Annotated in this window: 19 protein-coding genes; 12 read left to right on the top strand and 7 right to left on the bottom strand. The window is 73.0% G+C overall.

All coding sequences use genetic code 11. From position 1 onward, the window contains the following. Positions 1-2: 2 nt before the first annotated feature. The gene (gene pgfA, locus D5H75_RS22790) at positions 3-1,037 is read left to right on the top strand and encodes a cell envelope lipid trafficking protein PgfA (protein ID WP_202638402.1); all 1,035 of its coding nucleotides are present in this window, start codon (positions 3-5) and stop codon (positions 1,035-1,037) included. On the opposite strand, the gene D5H75_RS22785 is transcribed toward pgfA (D5H75_RS22790), so the two are convergent. Further along, positions 944-1,675, bottom strand: coding sequence for a class I SAM-dependent methyltransferase (locus D5H75_RS22785; protein ID WP_119928547.1), 732 nt, complete (start codon positions 1,673-1,675; stop codon positions 944-946). The two genes, pgfA (D5H75_RS22790) and D5H75_RS22785, sit on opposite strands and share 94 nt — an antisense overlap. Continuing rightward, the gene (locus tag D5H75_RS22780; RefSeq protein ID WP_119928546.1) at positions 1,672-2,904 is read right to left on the bottom strand and encodes an acyltransferase family protein; all 1,233 of its coding nucleotides are present in this window, start codon (positions 2,902-2,904) and stop codon (positions 1,672-1,674) included. Before D5H75_RS22780 ends, D5H75_RS22785 begins: the two co-directional genes overlap by 4 nt. Before the next feature lie 198 nt (positions 2,905-3,102). Here D5H75_RS22780 and pgfA (D5H75_RS22775) point away from each other — a divergent pair, with 198 nt between their 5' ends. Together pgfA (D5H75_RS22775) and D5H75_RS22770 are read left to right on the top strand one after the other, a co-directional pair. Beyond that, positions 3,103-4,101: a cell envelope lipid trafficking protein PgfA gene (gene pgfA / locus D5H75_RS22775; RefSeq protein WP_242454445.1), complete on the top strand. Its 999-nt coding sequence runs from the start codon at positions 3,103-3,105 to the stop codon at positions 4,099-4,101. A 222-nt stretch (positions 4,102-4,323) separates the two neighbouring features. After that, positions 4,324-5,439, top strand: a complete 1,116-nt coding sequence (locus D5H75_RS22770; RefSeq protein WP_119928694.1) for an NAD(P)H-dependent flavin oxidoreductase — start codon at positions 4,324-4,326, stop codon at positions 5,437-5,439. 167 nt (positions 5,440-5,606) lie between these two features. Here D5H75_RS22770 and D5H75_RS22765 read toward each other — a convergent pair whose 3' ends face one another. The 3 genes from D5H75_RS22765 to D5H75_RS22755 all read right to left on the bottom strand — a co-directional run bounded on the left by D5H75_RS22765 (position 5,607) and on the right by D5H75_RS22755 (position 9,735). Next, positions 5,607-6,176 carry a sortase domain-containing protein gene (locus tag D5H75_RS22765; RefSeq protein ID WP_147425251.1) on the bottom strand — a complete coding sequence of 190 codons (570 nt, stop codon included), beginning with the start codon at positions 6,174-6,176 and terminating at the stop codon, positions 5,607-5,609. Between the two features lie 132 nt (positions 6,177-6,308). Next, positions 6,309-8,711: a hypothetical protein gene (locus D5H75_RS22760; RefSeq protein WP_147425250.1), complete on the bottom strand. Its 2,403-nt coding sequence runs from the start codon at positions 8,709-8,711 to the stop codon at positions 6,309-6,311. Between the two features lie 211 nt (positions 8,712-8,922). Next, the gene (locus tag D5H75_RS22755; RefSeq protein WP_119928542.1) at positions 8,923-9,735 is read right to left on the bottom strand and encodes a crotonase/enoyl-CoA hydratase family protein; all 813 of its coding nucleotides are present in this window, start codon (positions 9,733-9,735) and stop codon (positions 8,923-8,925) included. A 131-nt stretch (positions 9,736-9,866) separates the two neighbouring features. On the opposite strand from D5H75_RS22755, the gene D5H75_RS22750 reads away from it, so the two are divergent. The 4 genes from D5H75_RS22750 to D5H75_RS22735 are packed head-to-tail and all read left to right on the top strand — an operon-like array spanning position 9,867 to position 14,525. After that, positions 9,867-11,420 carry an acyl-CoA synthetase gene (locus tag D5H75_RS22750; protein ID WP_119928541.1) on the top strand — a complete coding sequence of 518 codons (1,554 nt, stop codon included), beginning with the start codon at positions 9,867-9,869 and terminating at the stop codon, positions 11,418-11,420. A gap of 1 nt (position 11,421) precedes the next feature. Continuing rightward, positions 11,422-12,333 carry a Zn-ribbon domain-containing OB-fold protein gene (locus tag D5H75_RS22745; RefSeq protein ID WP_119928540.1) on the top strand — a complete coding sequence of 304 codons (912 nt, stop codon included), beginning with the start codon at positions 11,422-11,424 and terminating at the stop codon, positions 12,331-12,333. Then, positions 12,330-13,364 (top strand): thiolase domain-containing protein, encoded by a 1,035-nt coding sequence (locus D5H75_RS22740; RefSeq protein ID WP_119928539.1) that lies wholly within the window; start codon positions 12,330-12,332, stop codon positions 13,362-13,364. Before D5H75_RS22745 ends, D5H75_RS22740 begins: the two co-directional genes overlap by 4 nt. A gap of 12 nt (positions 13,365-13,376) precedes the next feature. Beyond that, positions 13,377-14,525, top strand: coding sequence for a thiolase domain-containing protein (locus tag D5H75_RS22735; protein WP_119928538.1), 1,149 nt, complete (start codon positions 13,377-13,379; stop codon positions 14,523-14,525). A gap of 220 nt (positions 14,526-14,745) precedes the next feature. Here the strand turns inward: D5H75_RS22735 and D5H75_RS22730 are convergent, their stop codons facing one another. Next, positions 14,746-16,122 (bottom strand): MFS transporter, encoded by a 1,377-nt coding sequence (locus D5H75_RS22730; RefSeq protein ID WP_119928537.1) that lies wholly within the window; start codon positions 16,120-16,122, stop codon positions 14,746-14,748. 91 nt (positions 16,123-16,213) lie between these two features. Here D5H75_RS22730 and D5H75_RS22725 point away from each other — a divergent pair, with 91 nt between their 5' ends. The 5 genes from D5H75_RS22725 (at position 16,214) to D5H75_RS22710 (ending at position 20,401) form a co-directional block, all read left to right on the top strand. Beyond that, positions 16,214-16,774 carry a TetR/AcrR family transcriptional regulator gene (locus D5H75_RS22725; protein ID WP_242454444.1) on the top strand — a complete coding sequence of 187 codons (561 nt, stop codon included), beginning with the start codon at positions 16,214-16,216 and terminating at the stop codon, positions 16,772-16,774. A gap of 180 nt (positions 16,775-16,954) precedes the next feature. Next, positions 16,955-17,863, top strand: coding sequence for an ATP-binding cassette domain-containing protein (locus D5H75_RS22720; RefSeq protein WP_119928535.1), 909 nt, complete (start codon positions 16,955-16,957; stop codon positions 17,861-17,863). Next, positions 17,860-18,642 (top strand): ABC transporter permease, encoded by a 783-nt coding sequence (locus D5H75_RS43370; protein WP_242454443.1) that lies wholly within the window; start codon positions 17,860-17,862, stop codon positions 18,640-18,642. The genes D5H75_RS22720 and D5H75_RS43370 overlap by 4 nt, the downstream gene beginning before the upstream one ends. 11 nt (positions 18,643-18,653) lie before the next feature. Beyond that, the gene (locus D5H75_RS43365; RefSeq protein ID WP_242454442.1) at positions 18,654-19,766 is read left to right on the top strand and encodes a sensor histidine kinase; all 1,113 of its coding nucleotides are present in this window, start codon (positions 18,654-18,656) and stop codon (positions 19,764-19,766) included. Then, a complete protein-coding gene (locus tag D5H75_RS22710; RefSeq protein WP_119928534.1) occupies positions 19,757-20,401 on the top strand; it encodes a response regulator transcription factor in 645 nt (214 codons plus the stop codon). The genes D5H75_RS43365 and D5H75_RS22710 overlap by 10 nt, the downstream gene beginning before the upstream one ends. Here D5H75_RS22710 and D5H75_RS22705 read toward each other — a convergent pair. Further along, on the bottom strand, positions 20,386-21,303 hold the full coding sequence (locus tag D5H75_RS22705) for a LysR family transcriptional regulator (protein ID WP_119928533.1): 918 nt from the start codon (positions 21,301-21,303) through the stop codon (positions 20,386-20,388). The genes D5H75_RS22710 and D5H75_RS22705 overlap by 16 nt on opposite strands. Positions 21,304-21,369: the final 66 nt, after the last annotated feature.

Below are 21,369 nucleotides of genomic sequence, written 5' to 3'. Positions count from 1 at the left end.
CCATGACGACACCGGCGAACACCGGCGAGACGGGCCAGGCCCCCGCGGCGCGGGCGGGCGACCCCCGCCTGCCGATGATCCTGCTCGGCTGCGGAGCCTTCCTGGCCGTGCTGGGCCTGCTCGTGCGCCTCCACGTGTACCCCAGCGGCCTCGGCCACCCGGTCGACCCCGACGAGGTCGTACGGCTGCGCGCCACCGGGGCGTCGTACTTCGACCTGGCCGGGCTGCGGCAGGTGCGCGGCGCCGACATCGAGGTGGTGACCGCGCTGCGCGGCAACCCCGGGCCGGCGCCCGACCGGGCCGTGTGGACGGAGATCACCTCGACGCTGGCCGGGGACCGCTCCCGCATCGGCTACCGCGAGCGTCGCGTGGCCGTGGACCGTTTCACCGGCATGGCCGTCAACTGCTGCGGGGAGTACGTCGACAACGACCGGAACGCGCGGCAGGCGGGCCTGTCCTTCCGCTGGCCCTTCGGCGCGGCGCGGCGCGACTACCCCTTCTACGACCCGGAGCTGCGGCAGGCGGCGCCGATGCGGTTCGACGGCGTGGAGACCGTCCGCGGCGTGCGCGTCCACCGGTACACCCAGCGGATCGAGCCCACCCTCGTCGAGGAGCTGCGCGACCCGCTGCCCGGCGCGGCGGTGGGCATGCCCGGGCGGGCCCGGGTGGCGCTGCAACGGTGGTACTCGGTGGACCGGACGTACTGGGTGGAACCGTCCGGCGGGCTGCCGGTGGCCGTGCGGGAGGCGCAGCGGCAGACGCTGCGCACCGCCGACGGGACCGAGCGGGCGGTGCTGTTCCAGGCCGACCTGCGCACCGACGAGAACGACGTGGAGGCGCTGACCGCCCGCGCCGCCCGGTTCGTGACCTGGTCCCGGTGGATGAGCGTGATCATCCCGGCCGGGCTGGGCGGCGCCGGGATGGTCACGGCCCTGGCCGGGCTCTACCTCTTGCGCAGGACCAGGAGCAGGTTCCAGGTCAGCAGCTCCCGCAGCCCCGGCACGGACACGACGGAGGCCGCCCAGCGCGGGTGGTAGCGGGGGAGGGCGTCCACGATCTCCACGTCCTCCCGGCCCCTGGCCCAGCGCAGCGCCGCGCCGACCGAGACCGGGAACAGGCTCCGGCCGTACAGGTTCTTCGGCGGCCTGCCGGTCCGGCGCTCGTAACGGCGGGCCGCGAACCGCCCGCCCAGGTAGTGCCACGGGCGCGTCTCGTGGCCCCCGGCCCACGACAACCAGTTGGTGAAGGACAGGTAGATGACGCCGCCGGGGCGGGTGACGCGGATCATCTCGGCGGCCATCGTCCACGGCTCGGGGACGTGTTCGAGCACGTTGGAGGAGAAGCAGACGTCCACCGCGCCGGACAGGACCGGCAGCCGCAGCCCGTCGCCGATCACCACGCCCTCGGGCGGCGCCCCCCGGGCGCGCATCTCGCCCAGGTCGGCGTCCAGCCCGACGCACAGGGCGCCGGCCGCGCGCAGCTCCTCGGAGAAGTACCCGGGCCCGCAGCCCACGTCGAGCAGCACCGCGCCCTTCAGCTCGGTGTAGGAGGCGAGCTGGGCGGCGGTGTCGCGGGCGAGCAGGCCGTAGAAGTGGGCGGGGTCGCTGCCCTCCTTGCCGAACGCCCTGAGCAGCCGCCAGGACCTGGCCGTCGTCGCGCGGTGCGGCTCGGTCACCGGACCAGACCCCGCAGCCGCTGCAGGGGCCGCTCGACCAGGCGGTGCGTGAGCGTGGCCAGCAGCAGGGTGAGCCCGGCCACGGCGAGCAGGTTGAGCGGGAAGTTCCCGGTCCACGGCCGCTGCCCGGTGAGCTCGTACCACGCGTACAGGACGACGAACTGCCACAGGAACACCCCGTAGGACACCTCGCCGAGGAACCGCATCACCGGCCCGCCGAAGAACCTGCCCAGCGCCGAGTCCCGCGCGTCGGCCACGGCCACCGGGGCCACCAGGGCGAGGGCGACCACGGTGTAGAGCACCAGCTCGAACCAGGCCGTCCACAGCGTCTCCTCGCCGAAGAAGCGCTTGCCGGTCACCGGCGTGGACGCGATCGCGTACGCCATCGCCGCGATCACCCAGCACGTGCCCCACGACGCCGCCAGGCCGCGCGCGAACCGCCCCGCCGGCCCGTCCCCGCCCCCGGCCCCGTGCCGGTCCCCGTCCTCGTGCCCGTCCCGCTCCGAGCGCACCCACGCGAGCAGTACGGCCAGCGCCATGCCCGCCGCGAAGTACGTCCACGCGCGCGGGAGCCAGACGTTCATCTCGGGCCGGTAGACGGGATGGAACGCGAAGTACGTCCACACGTAGCCGAGCAGGGCGAAGACCCCGAGGCCGGCCAGCAGCCGCTTCGCCCGCCCCGAGGGGGAGACCGCCCCCGCGGCGCACCGGCCCAGGACCCAGGCCATGAGCGGGAGCGTCAGGTAGAAGGCCATCTCGACGGACAGGCTCCACATCTGCGCCAGCCCGCGCGGCCCGAGCCCGCCCCACCAGGGGTCGGGGACGTAGTTCTGGCCGAGCAGGAGCAACTGGACCCAGGTCCACACGTCGTCCAGGCGGTCCCGCGACCACAGCGCGAGGGCCACGACGACCACGATCCAGTACGCCGGGAGGATGCGCAGCACGCGTTTCCACAGGTAGGCGCGGACGCGCGGCGGTTCGACACCCAGGACGGCACGGGCGGCCCAGGGCCGGTAGAGGAGCAGGCCCGAGAGCACGAAGAAGATCGGAACGCCGACGTCGCCCCGGGCCAGGACACCGCCGAAGAACCCCTCCGCGAGGCCCGCGCCGGACTCCATGGCGACGTGGTACAGGAGCACCACGAAGGCGGCGATCGCGCGCACGCCGTCGAGGGCGGGCAGGCGGTCGCCGCCGAACGGCCGGTCATTCGTGACCGGCCCGTGATTCAAAAGCGGCAGGTCTTCGGCGGAAGATTGGTTTCTCCGCGCAGCGGAGGTCGGGTTAGAACCTGTTCCGATCAAAAGTGCGCACCCTCGTGACGAGGACCACAGGACGCACTACTATAACCGGCACGTCAATGGCGATTCATGACAGACAATGACATAGCGGGACCCCCGGAGGATCGTATGCGTCGCACCACAGGAGTCGTGCTACTGGGAATCGGGGCGTTCCTCATCACCTTGGCCGCGCTCGTCCGGTTCTACGCCGCGGGACAGCTCATCGCCGCGCCGGCCGACCAGTACGGCATCACCAAGCTACAGGCCGCCGGGGCGCAGTACTTCAGCATCCCGGACCAGAAGGTCCTGACCGGTGATCTGCTCATCACGGTGACCACGCGCGGTGACGTGAAGGAGTCCAAGGGCGACCGCGTCGTCTGGGACGAGTTCATGTCGGTGGCCGACGCCACCAACCAGAAGCCGCAGATCAGCATGTCGTCCCGGCGCAGCGCGTTCGACAAGTACACCGGCCGGGCCGTCGCCTGCTGCGGGACCAACATCGACGGGCAGCCCGCGGAGATGTCCGGGCAGGTCTACCTGTTCCCGTTCGGCACCGAGAAGAGGACGTACGAGGTCTTCAACTCCACCGCCCGCAAGGCGTTCCCGGCCCAGTTCGTGGGCGAGGAGACGGTCGCCGGGCTGAAGGTCTACAAGTTCGAGCAGAAGGTGCCGGCCACCAAGACGCAGACGCTGAGCGTCCCGGCCAACCTCATCGGCATGGAGGGCAACGACGAGGTCCAGGTGGACCGGGTCTACGAGGGCACGGTGACCTACTACGTCGAGCCGACCAGCGGCACGCCCGTACGTCAGGACCAGAGCCGCGACGAGACGCTGCGCACGCAGGACGGCGTCGAGCGCTCGATCGCCTTCCGCGCCGACGCGAAGATGACCGACGAGTCGATCGCCGAGCTGGCCGCCAAGGCCCGGGACGCGATGAACAAGATCACGCTCATCAAGACCACCATGCCGCTGGTGCTCCTCGTGGTGGGCCTGGTGCTCGCGATCGGCGGGATCGCGATCCTCGCCCGCCGCCAGGCCCGCCCCGCGGCCGCCCGCCGCGAGGAGCCCCGGCCGGAGCCCGCCGCGTCCTCCGCGTCCTCCACGACCCCCGCGTCCTCCGCGACCTCCGCGTCCTCCGCGGAGGACTGACCCTCCCGGGCTCACGCCCGCCCGACGCCGGCCTCGCGACGACCCGGTCATCGCGAGGCCGGTCCTTTTCGCGCGCCCGCGGTCCCGCTTCCCGCTCCCCGGAATTTCCCGCCTCAAGTGAAACGTGTTCCACCGGCTGGCTACTCGCGGGTAACCCTCGTCAGGGAAATGTCTCACTAGAACACGTTGCAGTTCGTTCCCCCGGCGTCCTACAGTCAGATCATGCGGACACGTGTGACCGAGATGTTCGGCATCGAGTTTCCGATCTTCGCCTTCAGCCACTGCCGCGACGTCGTCGCCGCCGTGAGCCGGGCGGGCGGCATGGGCGTTCTCGGCGCCCTCTACTTCACTCCGGAAGAGCTCGAGACCGAGCTCAAATGGATCGACGACCACGTGGACGGCATGCCGTACGGCGTGGACGTGGTCATGCCGGCCTCCTACGAGGGAGCCGACCTGGGCGTGGACAGCCCGGAGGAGCTCGTGGGACGCCTCCAGTCGATGATCCCCGAGGGCCACCGCAAGTTCGTGGACGACCTCCTGGCCGAGCACGGCGTGCCCCCGCTGGGCGGCGACGCCGAGGCCGGCAAGGTCCTCCTCGGCTGGACCGACGCCACGGCCAGGCCGCAGGTCGAGGTCGCCCTCCGCCACCCCATCAAGCTCCTGGCCAACGCCCTCGGCCCGCCCCCCGCGGACGTCGTCGAGCAGGCCCACGCCCACGGCGTCAAGGTCGCCGCGCTCGCCTCCACCGCGCGCCACGCGGTCAAGCAGGTCGAGGTGGGCGTGGACGTGGTGGTCGCCCAGGGCACCGAGGCGGGCGGCCACACCGGCGAGATCTCCACCATGGTCCTCATCCCCGAGGTCGTGGACGCGGTGGACGTCCCCGTCCTGGCCGCCGGCGGCATCGGCAGGGGCCGTCAGATGGCCGCCGGGATGGCCCTGGGCGCCGAGGGGGTCTGGACGGGCTCCATCTGGCTCGCCGTCGAGGAGGCCGACACCCCCGAGACCGCCAAGAACCACATCCTCGCGGCGACCTCCCGCGACACGGTCCGCTCCCGCTCCTGGACCGGCAAGCCCGCCCGCCTGCTCAAGAACGCCTGGACCGACGCCTGGGAGTCGGAGAAGAGCCCCGGCACCCTGCCCATGCCCCTGCAGTTCATGCTCATCAGCGACGCCCTGCGCCGCATCGGCCGCTCGGGCAACTCCTCCCTGGCGACCTTCCCCGCGGGCCAGATCATCGGCTCCATGAACCAGGTCCGCTCCAGCCGCGACGTCGTCTTCTCCCTCGTGGAGGAGTACGTCGAGGCCATGGAACGCCTCAACCGCATCACCGACTCCTGACCCCCGCCGCCGTCCCGGCCCGGCCCCGCGCCCGCTCCGGCCGCACACTCCGGACGGGCGCGGCGGCATGCCGTACGTGAGGGCCGGGAGGGCGCGCCGCGGGGGCGCGCGTCCTCCCCGCCCCGCGCCGGCTCATGCCGTACGGCCTGAGCCCGGGGCGGGACGGGTCACGCGGCGGGGGGCCTGGTGGCGGCCAGGTGGGCGAAGACGACGATCATCTCCTCGCCGTAGGTGAGCAGGCGCAGGCCGGGGTGGCGCAGCTCGCCGAAGACGCGCTGGGTGGGGACCTGCTTCTTGGGGAACTTCTCGACCGAGTCCACCTTGAACACCGCGCGGGAGCCGTCCTCGCGCACGACCTCGACCTCGTCGCCGGGGGTCACCTCGCCCAGCTTGTAGAACGCGTCGCCCTCCGCGGCGGCGTTCCCGGCGATCACGGCCGGGCCGAGCTGGCCGGGGGTGGGGCCGAGGCGGTACCACCCGGGCTCGGCCGGGGCCTGCGCGAGCGTGCCGTCGGTGTTCAGGGCGATCTGGGAGACCGGCGTCCGCAGGCCGATCTTGGGGAGCGTGAGCGAGGCGGGCGGCGACCCGGCCAGCGGCCTGGTCTTGGGCGGGTCGCCGGCGCGTACGGCCTGAGGGCGGGCGGCGTCGGCGTCGGGCCCCGGGGCGCCCCCCTCGAAGAGGCCGCACCCGGTGACGAGCAGCAGCGCCGCACCGGCGGCGAGGACCGAAATGCGCATGTTCACTCCAGGGGTTCCGGCCCGCGACGGGACACCGGGGCCGGGAAGTCAGCCGACTGGCCACCGCCGGGGGCGGCGGTGGCCAGTCGTCGTGCTCTGATCATTCAGTTGTGCCTTCGCGGTCCGCTGGGGCTAGAACCGCGGGATGGCCATCACCTGGTTGTTGCTCGGCCAGACGGTGTTGTGCTTGGGCTTGAACCCGCCGGCGCCGCCGCAGAGGAAGTAGTGGCAGTCCGAGGCCTTGCGGGCCACGGTGAAGACCGCCGTCGCCTTGCTGCCGTCGGCGCAGGTCACGTCCGCGGCCCACTCACCCGAGCCGGCCCGGCGCTTCACGTGGCCCTGGAAGGTGTACTGGCCGTTGGCGTCCAGCGTGACCTCGTGGCTCTTGCGGTAGAGGGCCGAGGAGAAGACCGTGGCCTTGCCCTTGGCGGCGCAGAACACCGAGATCTTCAGCAGGCCGCCGGGGCGGACCGAGAGCGGGTCCACGGAGATGTTCGCCTTCTTCGCGGCCACCGTCAGGGTCGAGTTGGCGGACTGCCCGGTCTCGTTGCACTTGAGGGAGATCGGGTACTGCCCGGCCGGCGCGCGGGAGTCGATCTGCGCGGTGAACACGGCCTTGCCGCGCTTGAGCGCCACCTGGAAGGTGCCGCCGTACAGCGCCGCGCCGGAGGCCACCTGGGCGGTGGTCGAACGGCGGCAGGTCACGGCCACGTCCACGGAGTCACCGTGGGCGGCGCTCGCCGGGGTCAGCGCGATCGAGGCCGGCGGGAGCTGGCCGCGGATCACGCGCACCTTGCCGACGGCGGTGGCGCCGGTGTCGCAGACGACGGTGACCGGGTGGTCCCGGGCGGTCTTGACGCCCTCGGGGACGATGCCCTCGACCTTGCCGGCGCCGTTCACGAGCGTCACGGTGAGCGGGGTGGCGCCCAGCGCGGCCGAGGAGACGAGCGCCTCGGCGCCGGGGGCGCAGGTGAAGTTCACGACGACCTTGCCGCCGACCGGCACGCGGGCGGGGCTCACGGTGACCGTGGCCTTGCCCTCCTTGACGATGCCCAGCTTGGTCTGCGCGGTCGCGCCGCCCTCACAGGCGAGCTTGACCGGGTAGCTGCCGTCCACGGCCCACTGGCGGGACCGGACGGTCGCGGAGCCCTTGCCCTGGGCGTCCACCGGCACGTCGAACTGGGTCGGGTTGAGCGCGTCCGAGGACACGACGCCCTTCGCGCCCGGGAGGCACACCACGTCGATCTTGACGGGCAGGTCGCGCTGGATCGTGAGCGGCTTGACCGCGATCTCGGCCCTGGCCGCGAGGACGTTCAGCGCCGCCTTGACGGGGGTGCTGTTGTCGCGGCACTTCAGCGTGATGTCGTGGGCCTTGGCCTCGGCGGCGCCGTTGACCTTGACCTCGATGGTGCCCAGGCCGTTGGTGACCGGGACGCCGAAGGCGGCGGGGTCGAGCGCGGGGGAGGAGACGAAGGCCTTGCGGTTCGACAGGCCGCGGCACGCCACGTCGATCTTCACCGTCTGGTGCTGGTACGCCTGGCCCGGGTTCACCGTGACGGCGTCGCCCTTGGGCCGCACGGTGAGGCCGACCTTGGCCTCGGCGCCACCCTCACAGGTGACCTTCACCTCGTGCGCGCCGGCCGGGGCGGTCGGCAGGGTGTACACCCGCACCGAGGCCTTGCCGTGGCGGTCGAGCCGCAGGGTGCCGTCCCAGTTCTTGAACAGCGCGGTGTCGACCTTGGCGGTCTTGCCGGGGACGCAGGTGACCGTGATCTTCACCCTGTCACCGGCGTCGAGGGCCGTCTTGTTCAGCGTGATCTCGGCCTTGCCGGCGTTGCCGGGCTCGCCGGCGACCTTGAACCTGGCCGTCGCGGTGGCCTCGGTCGGGTCACAGATGACCTTGACGTCGGCCTCGCCGGTGCCGCCGAGCACCCTCAGGTCCGCGACGGCCTTGCCCTGGGCGTTCAGCTCGACGGTCTTCTCGCCGAACACGGCGCCGCCGTCGATCTTGGCCTTGGTGGCGTCCTTGAGCCCGGGGGTGCAGTCGATCTCGGCCTTGACCGGGTCGTCCTTCTTGCCCTCGGCCGGGGTCAGCTTCAGGGTCGCGCCCGCCTTGGGCACTTCCACCTTGAGGCTGCCCTTGGCCTCCCCGTCGGTGAAGGTGTCGCACTTGGCGAAGACGTCGTGGGTGCCGTCCGCGAGATCCTGCTTGACGGTGACCTTGGCGGTGCCCGTTCCCCAGCTGTCGTCCTGGCCGTCGACGAGCGGGGCCGTGATCTTCCCGAAGGCGCTGGAGCTGAAGACGACGTTGAACTTGGGCTGGGGGGTGTTGGCCTTCGCCACCCCCTCGTCCGTCGCCTCCTTCGAGGGCATGTCCTTGAAGCAGTTGGCCGAGATCGTGATCTCCTGGCCGGGCTTGACCGAGGTCGTGGGCAGCGTGAGTTGCGTCTCGAAGTCCGCCGCTGCGGGGCCTGCCGTCAGGAGAGTGGCACTGATGGCCATCCCCGCGGCGGCGATTGCTGAGACTAATCGCATTCGAAGCTCTCCTGGTTGATTGAGCTCTTGACCCTCACTCCGCACCGGGGGTCAGCTCAGACGGAGAGCATGACAGCTATCTGACTCTGTAAGGACTATTTACCAATTTATCTACATCTAATTGTAATACGTCACTTACGTCACTTTGGCGGGCTCGCGCATCACCGTGCGCGAGCCTCCGCAGGTCGGTGGCCCGGGTAAGCCGGATTTCCTATTTCCCCTCATAGACGGCGGGGCGCTTCTCCTTGAACGCGCGCGAGCCCTCCTTCGCGTCGGCGGAGCCGATGACCGGCCAGCCGATCGCGTCGGACACCTTCAGCGCCTCCTCTTCCGGCAGGCAGAGAGTCTCCCGGTACGTCCGCAGGATCGCCCGCACGGCCAGCGGCCCGCAGGAGGCGATCTCGTCGGCGATCTCCCGCGCCACCGCGAGCGCCTGACCGTCGGGGACGACGCGGTTGACCAGGCCCATCGCCAGGGCCTCGGCCGGGGTGACCGAGCGGCCCGTGAGCAGGATGTCCATCGCGAACGCGTACGGGATCTGGCGCGGCAGCCGTACGGCGGCGCCGCCCATCGGGAACAGGGCGCGCTTGGCCTCGTACAGGCCCAGCGTCGCGCCCTCGGCGACCACCCGCAGGTCGCAGCCCACGAGCAGCTCGGTCCCGCCCGCCACGGCGTACCCCTCGACGGCGCAGATGATCGGCTTGGTGGGCTGCCCGTCGCGGAGCAGGCCCTTCCAGTGGAAGTCGGGGATCTCCGCGGCGCGCCGCCGCACCCGCTCGTCCTCCGAGGGGGTGCCCATGGCCTTGAGGTCGGCGCCGGCGCAGAAGGTGCCGTCCGCGCCGGTCAGGATGCCGACGCGGACGCCGGGCTCGGCGGACACGTAGGCCCAGGCGTCGGCGAGCCCGACGAGCATGTCGGTCGAGAGCGCGTTCTTGGCTTCCGGCCGGTTGAGGGTCACTATGACCACATGGCCGTCGCGCTCGACGTCGCAGTGGGGGGTGCTGATGGGCAGCTTCTCGGCCATGCTCCGGCTCCTCGTATCAAGCGCTTGCTAGGTCTCTCTGTCGCACGTTAGTCTCCCGTTCGAACACAAAACAAGAACACGTTCTTGTTGTGGCGCCACGGTGCCGCGGCCTCGACCTGAGGAGCATGCCCATGGGCACGCTGGGCTTCTGGAGACTCGCGCAGGCGGATCCCGACTGGGTCGCGGCGGTCGACCCCGACGGTACGGAGCACACGGCGGGGGACCTCCTCGCCCGCGCCAACCGCCTCACCCACGCGCTCCGCTCGCTCGGCCTGGAGGCGGGCGACGGAATCTGCGGGCTCGTCCCGAACGGGGCGGACGGGCTCGTGCTCTACCTGGCCGCGCTGCAGGCCGGCTGGTACTACACCCCGATCAACTGGCATCTCACCGGTCCCGAGATCGGCTACATCGTCGCCGACAGCGAGGCCAAGGCGTACTTCGTCCACGCCAGGTACGCCGCCGAGGGCGCCCGGGCCGCCGAGGAGTCGGGGATCAACCCCAAGCGGTGCTTCGCCGTCGCGGGCGAGGTGCCCGGCTTCACGCCGTACGAGAGCCTGGTGGCCGGGCATCCGGACACGCTGCCCGGGGAGCGCACGGCGGGCGCGACGATGCACTACACGTCCGGGACGACGGGGCGGCCGAAGGGCGTGCGGCGCAGGCTGTCGGGGCTGGACCCGGACGACGGCGCGGAGCTGATGACGTTCCTGCTGTCGCTGTTCGGGATCACCCCGGGGCGGCCCAACGCGCACCTGGTGACCTCGCCGAACTACCACACGGCGGTCACCCAGTTCGGCGGCACGGCGCTGCACATGGGCCACACCCTCGTCTACGTGGACAAGTGGGACGCCGAGGAGACGCTGCGACTGGTCGAGCGGTACCGCGTGACGAACACGCACATGGTCCCCACGCACTTCAAGCGCCTGCTCGCGCTCCCGGAGGACGTCCGGAGCCGGTACGACGTGAGTTCGATGCGCTGGATGATCCACGCGGCGGCGCCCTGCCCGGTGCCGGTGAAGCGGGCGATGCTCGACTGGTGGGGCGACTGCGTCTACGAGTACTACGCGGCGACCGAGGGCGGCGGCACGCTGGCCACGCCGGAGGACTGGAAGGCGCATCCGGGCACGGTGGGCAAGGCGTGGCCGATCAGCGAGCTGCGCATCGTGGACGACGACCTCAACGACGTGCCCGCGGGGACGCCCGGCACGATCTACATGAAGATGGCCGGGGTCAGCTTCGACTACAAGGGCGACAAGGCCAAGACCGAGGCCAACCGGCTCGGCGACTTCTTCACCGTCGGGGACGTCGGGTACCTCGACCAGGACGGCTTCCTGTTCCTCTGCGACCGCAAGTCCGACATGATCATTTCGGGCGGGGCCAACATCTACCCGGCCGAGATCGAGAACGAGATCATGGTCCACCCGAAGGTCGCCGACGTGGCGGTCTTCGGCATCCCCGACGAGGAGTGGGGCGAGCAGATCAAGGCCGTGGTGGAGCCCGCCGAGGGCGTCACCCCGGGGCCTGGGCTCGCCGAGGAGATCCTCGCGTCGCTGGAGGGCCGGCTCTCCCGGATGAAGTGGCCCAAGTCCATCGACTTCATCGCGGAGATGCCCCGCGAGCCCAACGGCAAGCTGCTCAAGCGCAAGCTGCGCGACCCCTACTGGGAAGGGCGTGACAGTGCCATCTGAGATGTCGGCCGGGGTGCCCCTGACCGCCGAGCACGTGCTGGAGTTCCCCGGCGGCTACACCCGCACCACCGGCCCGGTCATCGGCCGGTTCCTGACCGAGCTGCGCGAGGGCCGCCTGATGGGCGTGCGCACGGCCGGCGGGCGCGTGCTGGTGCCGCCGCTGGAGTACGACCCGGAGACCGGCGAGCCGGTCACGGACGAGTGGGTGCGGGTGGGCCCGGCCGGGACCGTCCTGACCTGGGCGTGGGTGGAGTCGCCGCGGCCGTCGCACCCGCTGGACCGGCCGTTCGCCTGGGCGCTGGTCAGGCCGGACGGGGCGGACACGGCACTGGTGCACGCGGTGGACGCCGGAAACGTGAAGAGCATGCGCACCGGAATGCGGGTCCGGCCGGATTTCGTCCCCGGGCCCGAACGGCGGGGTCACATCCGCGACATCCGCGCCTTCGTCCCCGAGGTGACGAGAATCGTCTCGCCGATCCGGACCCGTTACCGGGTGTCCGCCGGGAAGGCGCTCACGCGATTCCTTGAGGGCGTCGCCGAGGGGGTGTTCATCGGCGGCCGTTGCGACACGTGCGCGAAGGTTTATGTGCCTTATCGAGTCTCGTGTCCGGAATGTGGGGGAGTAATAGCGGAAGAGGTAAATCTTCCTGACACTGGGACTATCACCACTTTCGCCATCAACAACCTTCCCGACCCGCGCGCCCCCGAGGTCCCCTTCGTCTCGGCGTACGTCCTGCTGGACGGCGCCGACATCCCGATGATCACGCTGGTCGGCGGCGTGCCGGCCCATGAGGTACGGCAGGGCATGCGTGTCCGCGCCGTCTGGGTGCCGCCCGAGGAGCGCGGCATGTCGATGTCGAACGTGAAGTGGTTCGCCCCCACCGGAGAGCCCGACGCGGAGGTCAGCCGATGAGAGACGTCGCCGTCGTCGCGTTCGCGCAGACCGCGCACACGGCCGAGGACCAGGGGCTGAGCGAGCCCGAGCTGATCCTGCCGGTGATCCAGGAGGTGCGGGAGAAGGCCGGGACGCGGGACTTCGGCTTCACCTGCTCCGGCTCGTGCGACTACCTCGCGGGCGCGCCGTTCTCGTTCGTGTCCGCCCTCGACGCGCTCGGCGCCTGGCCGCCGATCTCGGAGAGCCACGTGGAGATGGACGCGGCCTGGGCGCTCTACGAGGCGTGGGTGCGGCTCCAGCACGGGGACGTGGACACCGCCCTGGTGTACGGCTTCGGCAAGTCCTCGCAGACGGACGTGCGCGAGCTGATGACGCTCCAGCTCGACCCGTACTACCTGGAGCCGCTGGGCCTGGACCAGGTCTCGTTCGCGGCGCTCCAGGCCCGCGCCTACCTGGAGCGGACCGGCCGGGCCGAGTCGGACCTCGCCGAGGTGGCGGCGCGTTCGCGGCGGTCGGGGCGGGACAATCCGTACGCCCTGGACCTGCCCGAGGTGTCCCCGGAGGACGGATACGCGGTCGCGCCGCTCCGGCCGCACGACATCGCGCCGGACACCGACGGGGCGGCGGCGATCGTGCTGGCCGCGGGGGACCGGGCGCGGGAGATGTGCGAGCGGCCGGCCTGGATCCGCGGCATCGCGCACCGGACCGACGCCCACTACCTGGGCGGGCGCCCGCTGGACCGGTCGGAGTCGGCCGCCGCGGCGGCGCTCGCGGCCGGGGTGGGCAAGGCGCCGGTGGACGTGGCCGAGCTGCACGCGCAGTTCACCCACGAGGAGCTGATCCTGCGCGAGGCCCTGGACCTCGGCCCCGACGTGCTGGTGAACCCCAGCGGCGGGCCGCTGGCGGCCAACCCGATCATGGCGACCGGCCTGATCCGGATCGGCGAGGCGGCCGCCCGGATCCACGACGGCACGGCGGGGCGCGCGGTCGGGCACGCCGCCGCCGGGCCCTGTCTCCAGCACAACCTCGTCACGGTCCTGGAAGGCTGAGGGGATACGTCAATGGGCAATCGGTGCGCGGTCATCGGCGTCGGCCAGACCCGGTACCAGACCAAGCGGCGGGACGTGTCCATCGCCGGGCTCGTGCGCGAGGCGGCGCTGCGGGCGCTGGAGGACGCCGGGCTGACCTTCGCCGACATCGACGCGGTGGTGATCGGCAAGGCGCCGGACCTGTTCGAGGGCGTGATGATGCCCGAGGCGTACCTCGCGGACGCCCTGGGCGCGCGCGGCAAGCCGATGATGCGCGTGCACACGGCGGGCAGCGTGGGCGGCTCGACGGCGCTGGTCGGGGCGTCGCTCATCCAGGGCGGCGTGCACGACCGGGTGCTGGTGGTGGCGTTCGAGAAGCAGTCGGAGTCGAACGCGACCTGGGCGCTGAGCACGCACCTGCCGTTCAGCGCGTCGCTGGTGGTGGGCGCGGGCGGGTACTTCGCCCCCCACATCCGGGAGTACATCCGCCGGACGGGGGCGCCGGAGCACGTGGGCGCGCTGGTCGCCGTGAAGGACCGGAAGAACGCGCTGCTCAACCCGTACGCCCACCTGAAGATCCCGGGCATCTCGCTGGAGATGGTGCAGTCCACGCCGATGCTGTGGGAGCCCATCCGGTACCTGGAGACGTGCCCCTCCTCCGACGGCGCGTGCGCGATGGTGCTCTCGTCGGAGAAGGCCGTCACCGGCACCCCCGCCTGGGTGCACGGCACGGCCATGCGCTCCGAGCCGATCTTCCGGGCGGGCCGGGACACCGTGAACCCGCGCGGCGGCCAGGACTGCGCGGCGGACGTGTACCGGCAGGCGGGGATCACCGACCCGCGCCGGGAGCTGGACGCGGCCGAGGTGTACGTCCCGTTCTCCTGGTACGAGCCGATGTGGCTGGAGAACCTGGGCTTCTGCGCCGAGGGCGAGGGGTGGAAGCTCACCGAGAGCGGGGTGACCGCCCTCGGCGGCGACATGCCGTGGAACCCCTCCGGCGGCGTCCTGTCGTCGAACCCGATCGGGGCCTCGGGGCTGATCCGCTTCGCCGAGGCCGCCCTGCAGGTGCGGGGGCGGGCCGGGGAGCACCAGGTCCCGGGGGCCCGCCGCGCGCTCGGCCACGCGTACGGCGGCGGCGCCCAGTTCTTCGCCATGTGGATCGTCGGCTCCGACCGGCCCTGAGCCGCCGCCCGGTCCTGAGCGGCTCCGGCCGGTCCTGAGCGGTTCCGCCCGGTCCTGAGCGGCTCCGGCCCCGCCGGCCGCGATCGCCCTCCGCCGTACGGCCGGCGCCGGGGGCGGCGGAGCGGTCTCCGCGCGTTCCCGGCGCGACCGGCTCTCGCCCGCACGCGGCGCCTGCCGTACGGCCCGGTACCGGCCGGCAGGTCAGAGTTCGGCCGGGAAATCAGAGTTCGGCCGGCAGCGGCGGGGCCGGGGCGGGGGTCGCGGGGCGGGGCAGGAGGCGCGCCAGGGCGGAGACGGCGAGGGTGGCGGCGACCAGGACCAGCAGGGACTGGACGAAGGCGTGGGGGACGCCCTGGGAGGCCGCGCCGTAGAAGACGACGCCGATGAGGCCGACGCCCAGGGCGTTGCCGATCTGCTGGGCGGTGGTGAGCGTGCCGGAGGCGGCCCCGGCCTGGTGGGCGGGGACACCGGCCAGCACGGCGCCCATGAGCGGGGCCAGCGCCAGGCCCATCCCCGCGCCGTCCAGGGCCAGCAGCGGGACGAGCACGGCGAACGGCGCGTCGGTGGCGACGGCGGCGGCGAGCGCGGCCAGGGAGACGGCGCGGACGATCCCGCCGGCGACGATCACCTGACGCCCGAAGCGGGCCGACAGCCGGGGCGCGGCGAGCGAGGCGGCGAGGTACCCCGCCCCGATCGGGGCGAAGACCAGCCCCTCGGCGAGCGGCCCGAGACCCCGGCCGCCCTGCATGTACAGCGCGAAGACCAGGAAGTACGCGCCCATGCCCAGGTTGAACGCGATCTGCGCGACCAGCCCGGCCGTGAAGGACCGGGAGCGGAACAGCGTCAGGTCCACCAGCGGCGACGGGTGACGGCGGCGGGCGTACGCGGCCAACAGCACCACGGCCGCGCCGAAGGACGCCCAGATCCAGCCCGGCCACCCCTGCTCGCGCCCCTCGATCAGCGGCAGCAGCACCGCCGTGAGCGCCGCGGTGATCAGCGCCGCGCCCCCGAGGTCGAGGCGCACGCCGTCGGCGCGGCTCTCCGGGACCGTACGGCGGGCCAGCGCGAGCGTCACCACCCCGATCGGCAGGTTCACCAGGAAGATGGCCCGCCAGCCGAGCCCGAGCACGTCGGCCTCGATCAGCAGCCCGCCGATGAGCTGCCCGAACACCGCCGCCATGCCCAGGGTCAGGGCGTACGTCCGCAGGGCGCGGCCCAGCGCGGCGCCGGTGAAGGCGGTCCGCATGATCGCAAGGACCTGCGGGGCGAGCAGGGCGGCCGAGACGCCCTGGGCGATCCGGGCCGCGACCAGCGTGCCCGCGTCGGGGGCCACGCCGCAGGCCAGCGAGGCGAGCGTGAACAGCGCCAGCCCGAGCATGAGCATCCTGCGGCGGCCGTGGACGTCGCCCAGCCGGCCGCCGAGGACCAGGCCCGCGCCGAAGGCCAGGCCGTACCCGGCGACGGTCCACTCGATGGCGGCCGCACTCGCGGACAGGTCGCGCTGGATCTCGGGGACGGCCACGTTGACCACGAAGAAGTCGAGCGTCGTGACGAAGGCGCCCGCGAGGAGGGTGGGCAGGGGGCCTGGACGGATCATGAGGGGAACTCCAGGGATAGAACGGTCGGTCTACGCCGAGCTATTAGATAGACCGGTTGATCTACTGTCAACCCCATGGCAGAATCGGACCGTGACGACGACCAGGCCAGGACCCCGCGAACGCCTGCTCGACGCGGCGCGCGAGCTCACCTACGCCGAGGGCGTCCACGTCGGCGTCGACGCCATCCTCAAGCGCGCCGACGTCGCCCGCCGCTCGCTCTACCAGCACTTCGGCGGCAAGGACGGCCTGATCACCGAGGTCCTGCGCGGCTCGGGCGTCCTGGAGCGCTACCGCCGCGCGATGGACGACGCGGGCGACGACCCCCGCGTCCGCGTGCTCGCGGTCTTCGACGAGCTGGACCGCATCACGGCCGCGCCCGGGTTCCGCGGCTGCCGCCACACCTCCGCCGAGCTGGCCATCGCCGATCCCGCCCACCCCGTCCACGCGGAGGCCCGCGCCTTCAAGGACGACCTCCACGCGCTCTTCGCCGCCGAGCTGGACCGCCTCGGCCACCCCGACCCCCGCTTCGGCGCCGACCAGATCCTCGTCCTCGTCGACGGCGTCTTCGCCCACGCGGTCACGCGCCCCGACGCCCGCCCGGCCCGGGCCGCCCGCGCCCTCGCCGAGACGGTCCTGTCCGCCGCCCCCTGATCCCGCCCCGCCCGATGCCGTACGCCGGGGCCGCCCGCCCCGGCCGTTCCCCTCGCCGCGGCGGCCGCGGGCACGGAGCGATGCCGGGCCGGCGCGGGCGGCGGATTACGGGAAACCGCCATCGGAGTCGGCGGGCGGCCCCGTGGCGCGGGCGGGGACGGCGTCCCTAGCGTCGGGGGCGTGATCAATCTCGCCAATCTGACCAAGCGGTACGGCGACCGCCTCGCCGTGGACGATCTGACGCTGTCCATCAGGCCCGGGGCGGTCACCGGCTTCCTCGGGCCCAACGGGGCCGGGAAGTCCACCACGATGCGCATGATCCTCGGGCTCGACCGGCCCACCTCGGGGACCGCGCTCGTGTGCGGCAGGCCGTACCACGAGATCGAGCGCCCGCTGCGGACGGTGGGCGCGCTGCTGGACGCGCGGGCGGTGCACCCGGGGCGGAGCGTGCGCGGGCACCTGCTGGCGCTGGCCCGCAGCAACGGGATCCCGGCGCGGCGAGTGGCGGAGGTGCTGGAGCGGGTCGGGCTCGCGGCCGCCGCCGGGAGGCGGGCGGGCGCGCTGTCCCTCGGCATGAGCCAGCGGCTGGGCATCGCGGCTGCGCTGCTCGGCGACCCCGGGGTGCTGATGTTCGACGAGCCCGTCAACGGGCTGGACCCGGACGGGGTGCGGTGGGTGCGGAACCTGATGCGGTCGCTGGCCGCCGAGGGGCGCACCGTGTTCGTGTCCAGCCACCTCATGAGCGAGATGCAGCTCACGGCGGACCACCTCGTGGTGATCGGCAGGGGGCGGCTGATCGCGGACGCCCCGCTGGCGGACCTGCTCGTGGCCACGGCGGTGCTGGTGCGTAGCCCGCACGCGGGCGATCTCGCCGTACGGCTGGCCGCCGAGGGGTGCGAGGTGGTGCGGCGGGCCGAGAACGAGCTGGTGGTGACGGGCGCGCCGGTCGAGCGGATCGGCGACCTGGCGCACGAGGCGGGCATCCGGCTGCACGAGCTGAGCCCCCGCGAGCCGTCGCTGGAGCAGGCGTACCAGGAGTTGACGGCCGACAGCGTGGAGTACCGGGTGAGCGAGGGGAGCGCGCGATGAGCGGGGCGATCGCGGCGGAATGGGTCAAGGCGCGCACGGTGCGGTCCACGTGGACGTGCCTGCTGGCGGGGGCCGTCCTCACGGTGCTCGGCGCGGTGACCCTCGGCGGGGGCAGGGCGACCGAGCTGGTGCGGGAGGGGGTCACCGGGGCCCGGCTGCCCGCCACGGAGGGCGTGGTCTCGGCGATGGCGTTCGCGCAGTTCGCGCTGGTCGCTCTGGCGATGCTGACGGTCACCTCGGAGTACTCCTCGGGATCGATCCGGGGGACCCTCCAGGCGGTGCCGGTGCGCGGGCGGGTGCTCGCCGCCAAGGCGCTGGTGGTCGCGCCGGTGCTGTTCGCCGCCGGGGTGGTGTCGGGCGCGCTGGCCGCCGTGGCCAACCACGCCCTGCTGGCCATGCCGGTCTTCGGCGGGTTCGGGACGCTCGAACCGGGCCGCACGGCCGGCGACCTGCTGCGGCTCGGGGTGTTCTGCGCGCTGGCCGGGGTGCTCACGGTGGGCGTCGGGGCGGCCGTGCGCAGCGCCGCCGGGACGCTGAGCGTGGTCTTCATGCTGATGATGGGGCTGCCGCTGCTGCTCATGATGACCGGGAGCCAGGCCGCCGTGGAGCTGGCGACGCGGCTGCCGCTGTTCGCCGGGCTGGCGTTCATGGGCAGCGAGTCCAACCTCACCGGCGGGCCGATCCCGTACCCGGCCTGGCAGGGCCTGGCCTGGCTCGTCGCGTGGGCGGCGCTCGCGCTGGCCGCGGGCCACGCCGTCCTCCGCCGCCGCGACGCCTAGACTGCGCGCCCGTGGTGGTCCTACTCGCGCGGCGGTGCGCCGGAGTCCTGCTCGGCCTGGTCACGGGCGTGGCCGAGCTGGCGTTGCTGGCGCTCGCCTGGCCCTGGCGGAGCCGGTGGGTCCCGCGCGCCGTCGCGCTCGAACGCCGCCGCCTGGCCGCGCTGCTCGGGCAGGACGGGCACGCCGGCGACGCCGGGCCGGGATACCTGGCGCTGCGGGCCGTCGTCGCGGTGCTCGGCGGATACGTCGTGCTCGCGCTGGTCACCGTCGGGACGCTGTTCGTGACCGGGGCCGTGTGGGCGACCGTGGCCGGGGTGTCCTCGCCGGTGACCCTCGCCTTCCCCGGGATCCGGCTCATCACCGAGACCTGGGCGATCGGCCTGCTCCTCGGCTCCCTCTCCCTGGCCCTGGGCGCGCTCGCGGGGTGGGCGGTGGCCGGGGCGGAGCGGCGGCTGGCCGTACGGTTCCTCGGGCCGGGGTCGCGGGAGCTGATGCGGCGGCGCATCGCCGAGCTGACCGCCACCCGGCGGGGCGTCCTGCGGGCGGTGGACGAGGAGCGCCGCCGGATCGAGCGCGACCTGCACGACGGCGTGCAGCAGCGCGGCGTCGCCCTGTCCATGCTGCTCGGGCGGGCCCGCCACGACCCCGCGGCCGCCGCCGACCTGCTGGAGCAGGCGTACGGCGAGTCGCGGCGGCTGCTGGACGAGCTGCGCAGCGTGGCCTGGCGCGTCTATCCGACCGCGCTGGACGAACTGGGGCTGCGCGCGGCGCTGCTGGGCATGGCCGAGGGGGCCGGCGCCCCGGTCTCGGTGCACTACGGGTTGTCCGGGCGGCCGGAGTCGGAGGTGGAGACCGTGTTGTACTTCGCGGCGCGCGAGGCCGTCACCAACGCGGTCAAGCACGCCCGCGCCCGTGACATCCTGATCGTCCTGACCGAGGACGAGCGGACGGTGCGCATGGTGGTCTCCGACGACGGCGCGGGCGGCGCGGACCCCGCCGGCGGCGGCCTGTCCGGGCTGGCCCGCCGCGTCGAGGCGCTGGACGGCGTCTTCGAGGTGTCGAGCCCGCCCGGCGGAGGGACGCGGGTGTCGGTCACGCTGCCCCGGGAGCCCTCGTGCGCCTGATCCTCGCCGACGACGCGGTCCTTCTCCGCGAGGGCCTGGCCAGGCTGCTGGAACACGCCGGGCACGAGGTGGTGGCGGCGGTCGGCGACGCGCCCGCGCTGGTCGCCGCGGTCGCCGGGAACCGGCCGGACGTGGCGATCGTGGACGTGCGCATGCCGCCGGACCACACCGACGACGGGCTGCGCGCCGCGCTGGAGATCCGCGAGCGGTGGCCCGAGGTGGGCGTGCTCGTGCTATCGCAGTACGTCGAGAAGACGTACGCCGCCGCGCTCCTCGGGGGCACGCCCGGCGGGCTCGGCTACCTGCTCAAGGACCGCGTCTCGGAGGTCGCGGAGTTCCTGGACGCGCTGGAGCGGGTCAGGGCCGGGGGCACGGTCATCGACCCGGAGGTGGTGCGGCAGCTCCTCTCCCGCACCACCCGCGCCGACCACCTGGCCCGGCTCAGCGAGCGCGAGTCCGAGGTGCTGCGGCAGCTCGCCCAGGGGTACGCCAACGGGACGATCGCCGCGAACCTCCACCTGTCCCTCAGCACGGTCGAGAAGCACATCAACGCCATCTTTGACAAGCTCGACCTGCCCGCCACCCCGGTCTACAGCAGGCGGGTCCTGGCGATCCTCCGTTACCTCGACGGCTGAGCGGCGGTGGCCGCCGCGGGCCAGTGCACGGCCTCCGCCGCCTCGTCCCGCAGGCAGTCCAGGAGCGCCGTCGTGGCCGGGGGGTCGGGCGGCGCGCCGTACGTCGCGGCGAAGACGTAGCGCGGCGAGGCGGGCAGGCGGGTGAAGCGGACCGCGGGGTTGCGGTGCGCCGAGATCGTCAGCGCCGGGAGCACGGTCACGCCCATCCCCGCCGAGACCAGGGCCTGCACCGCCACGTAGTCGTCGGTGGTGAAGGCGATCGTGGGGGTGAAGCCCTCGTGCGCGCAGAGGTCGAGCAGGTGGCTGCGGCAGCGGTCGCAGCCGGCGATCCAGCCCGCGTCCTGGTGGTCCGTCAGCGCCGTGCCGTCGCGGTCGTCGCCGGTGACCAGGTAGCTCGGCTCCTCCAGCAGCGGCGTCGTGCGGATCCCCCGGTCCTCGGGCTCGGTGTCGTCGTACCGGAAGGCCACCGCCACGTCCACGTACCCCGCGCGGAGCATGCGCAGCGCCTCGGGCGGCTCGGCCTCGACCAGGTTGATGCCCAGCCCCGGGTACTCCCGCTTGAGCCGCGCGGCGGCGGCCGGGATGAAGGTGCCCAGCGCCGAGGGGAACGCGGCCAGCCGCACCTGGCCCTGGCGGAGCCCGACGTGGGCGGCCAGCTCGGTCTCGGCGGAGTCCAGGCGGCCGAGGATCTCGGCGGCGCGCTCGGCCAGGAGACGCCCGGCGGAGGTCAGGCGGATGCCGCGCCCGGCCCGCTGGATCAGCTTCGCCCCGGTCTCGGCCTCCAGCTTGGCCAGGTGGTGGCTGACGGAGGGCTGCGTGTAGTGCAGCTCACGGGCCGCCGCGGTCACCGAGCCGTGCCGGGCCACCGCCGCCAGCACCCGCAGTCGCGTCACGTCAAGCATTCATCCACCATATCTATTAAAGTCCGAAAAAGTAGGCATTAGACCTATAGATCAACTCCTGCGAAC

It is taken from the genome of Bailinhaonella thermotolerans (genome assembly GCF_003594875.1).
Taxonomy (GTDB): domain Bacteria; phylum Actinomycetota; class Actinomycetes; order Streptosporangiales; family Streptosporangiaceae; genus Bailinhaonella; species Bailinhaonella thermotolerans.
Note: the sequence above shows the minus strand (reverse complement) of the source record. Positions and strands in the feature narration are given on the sequence as shown.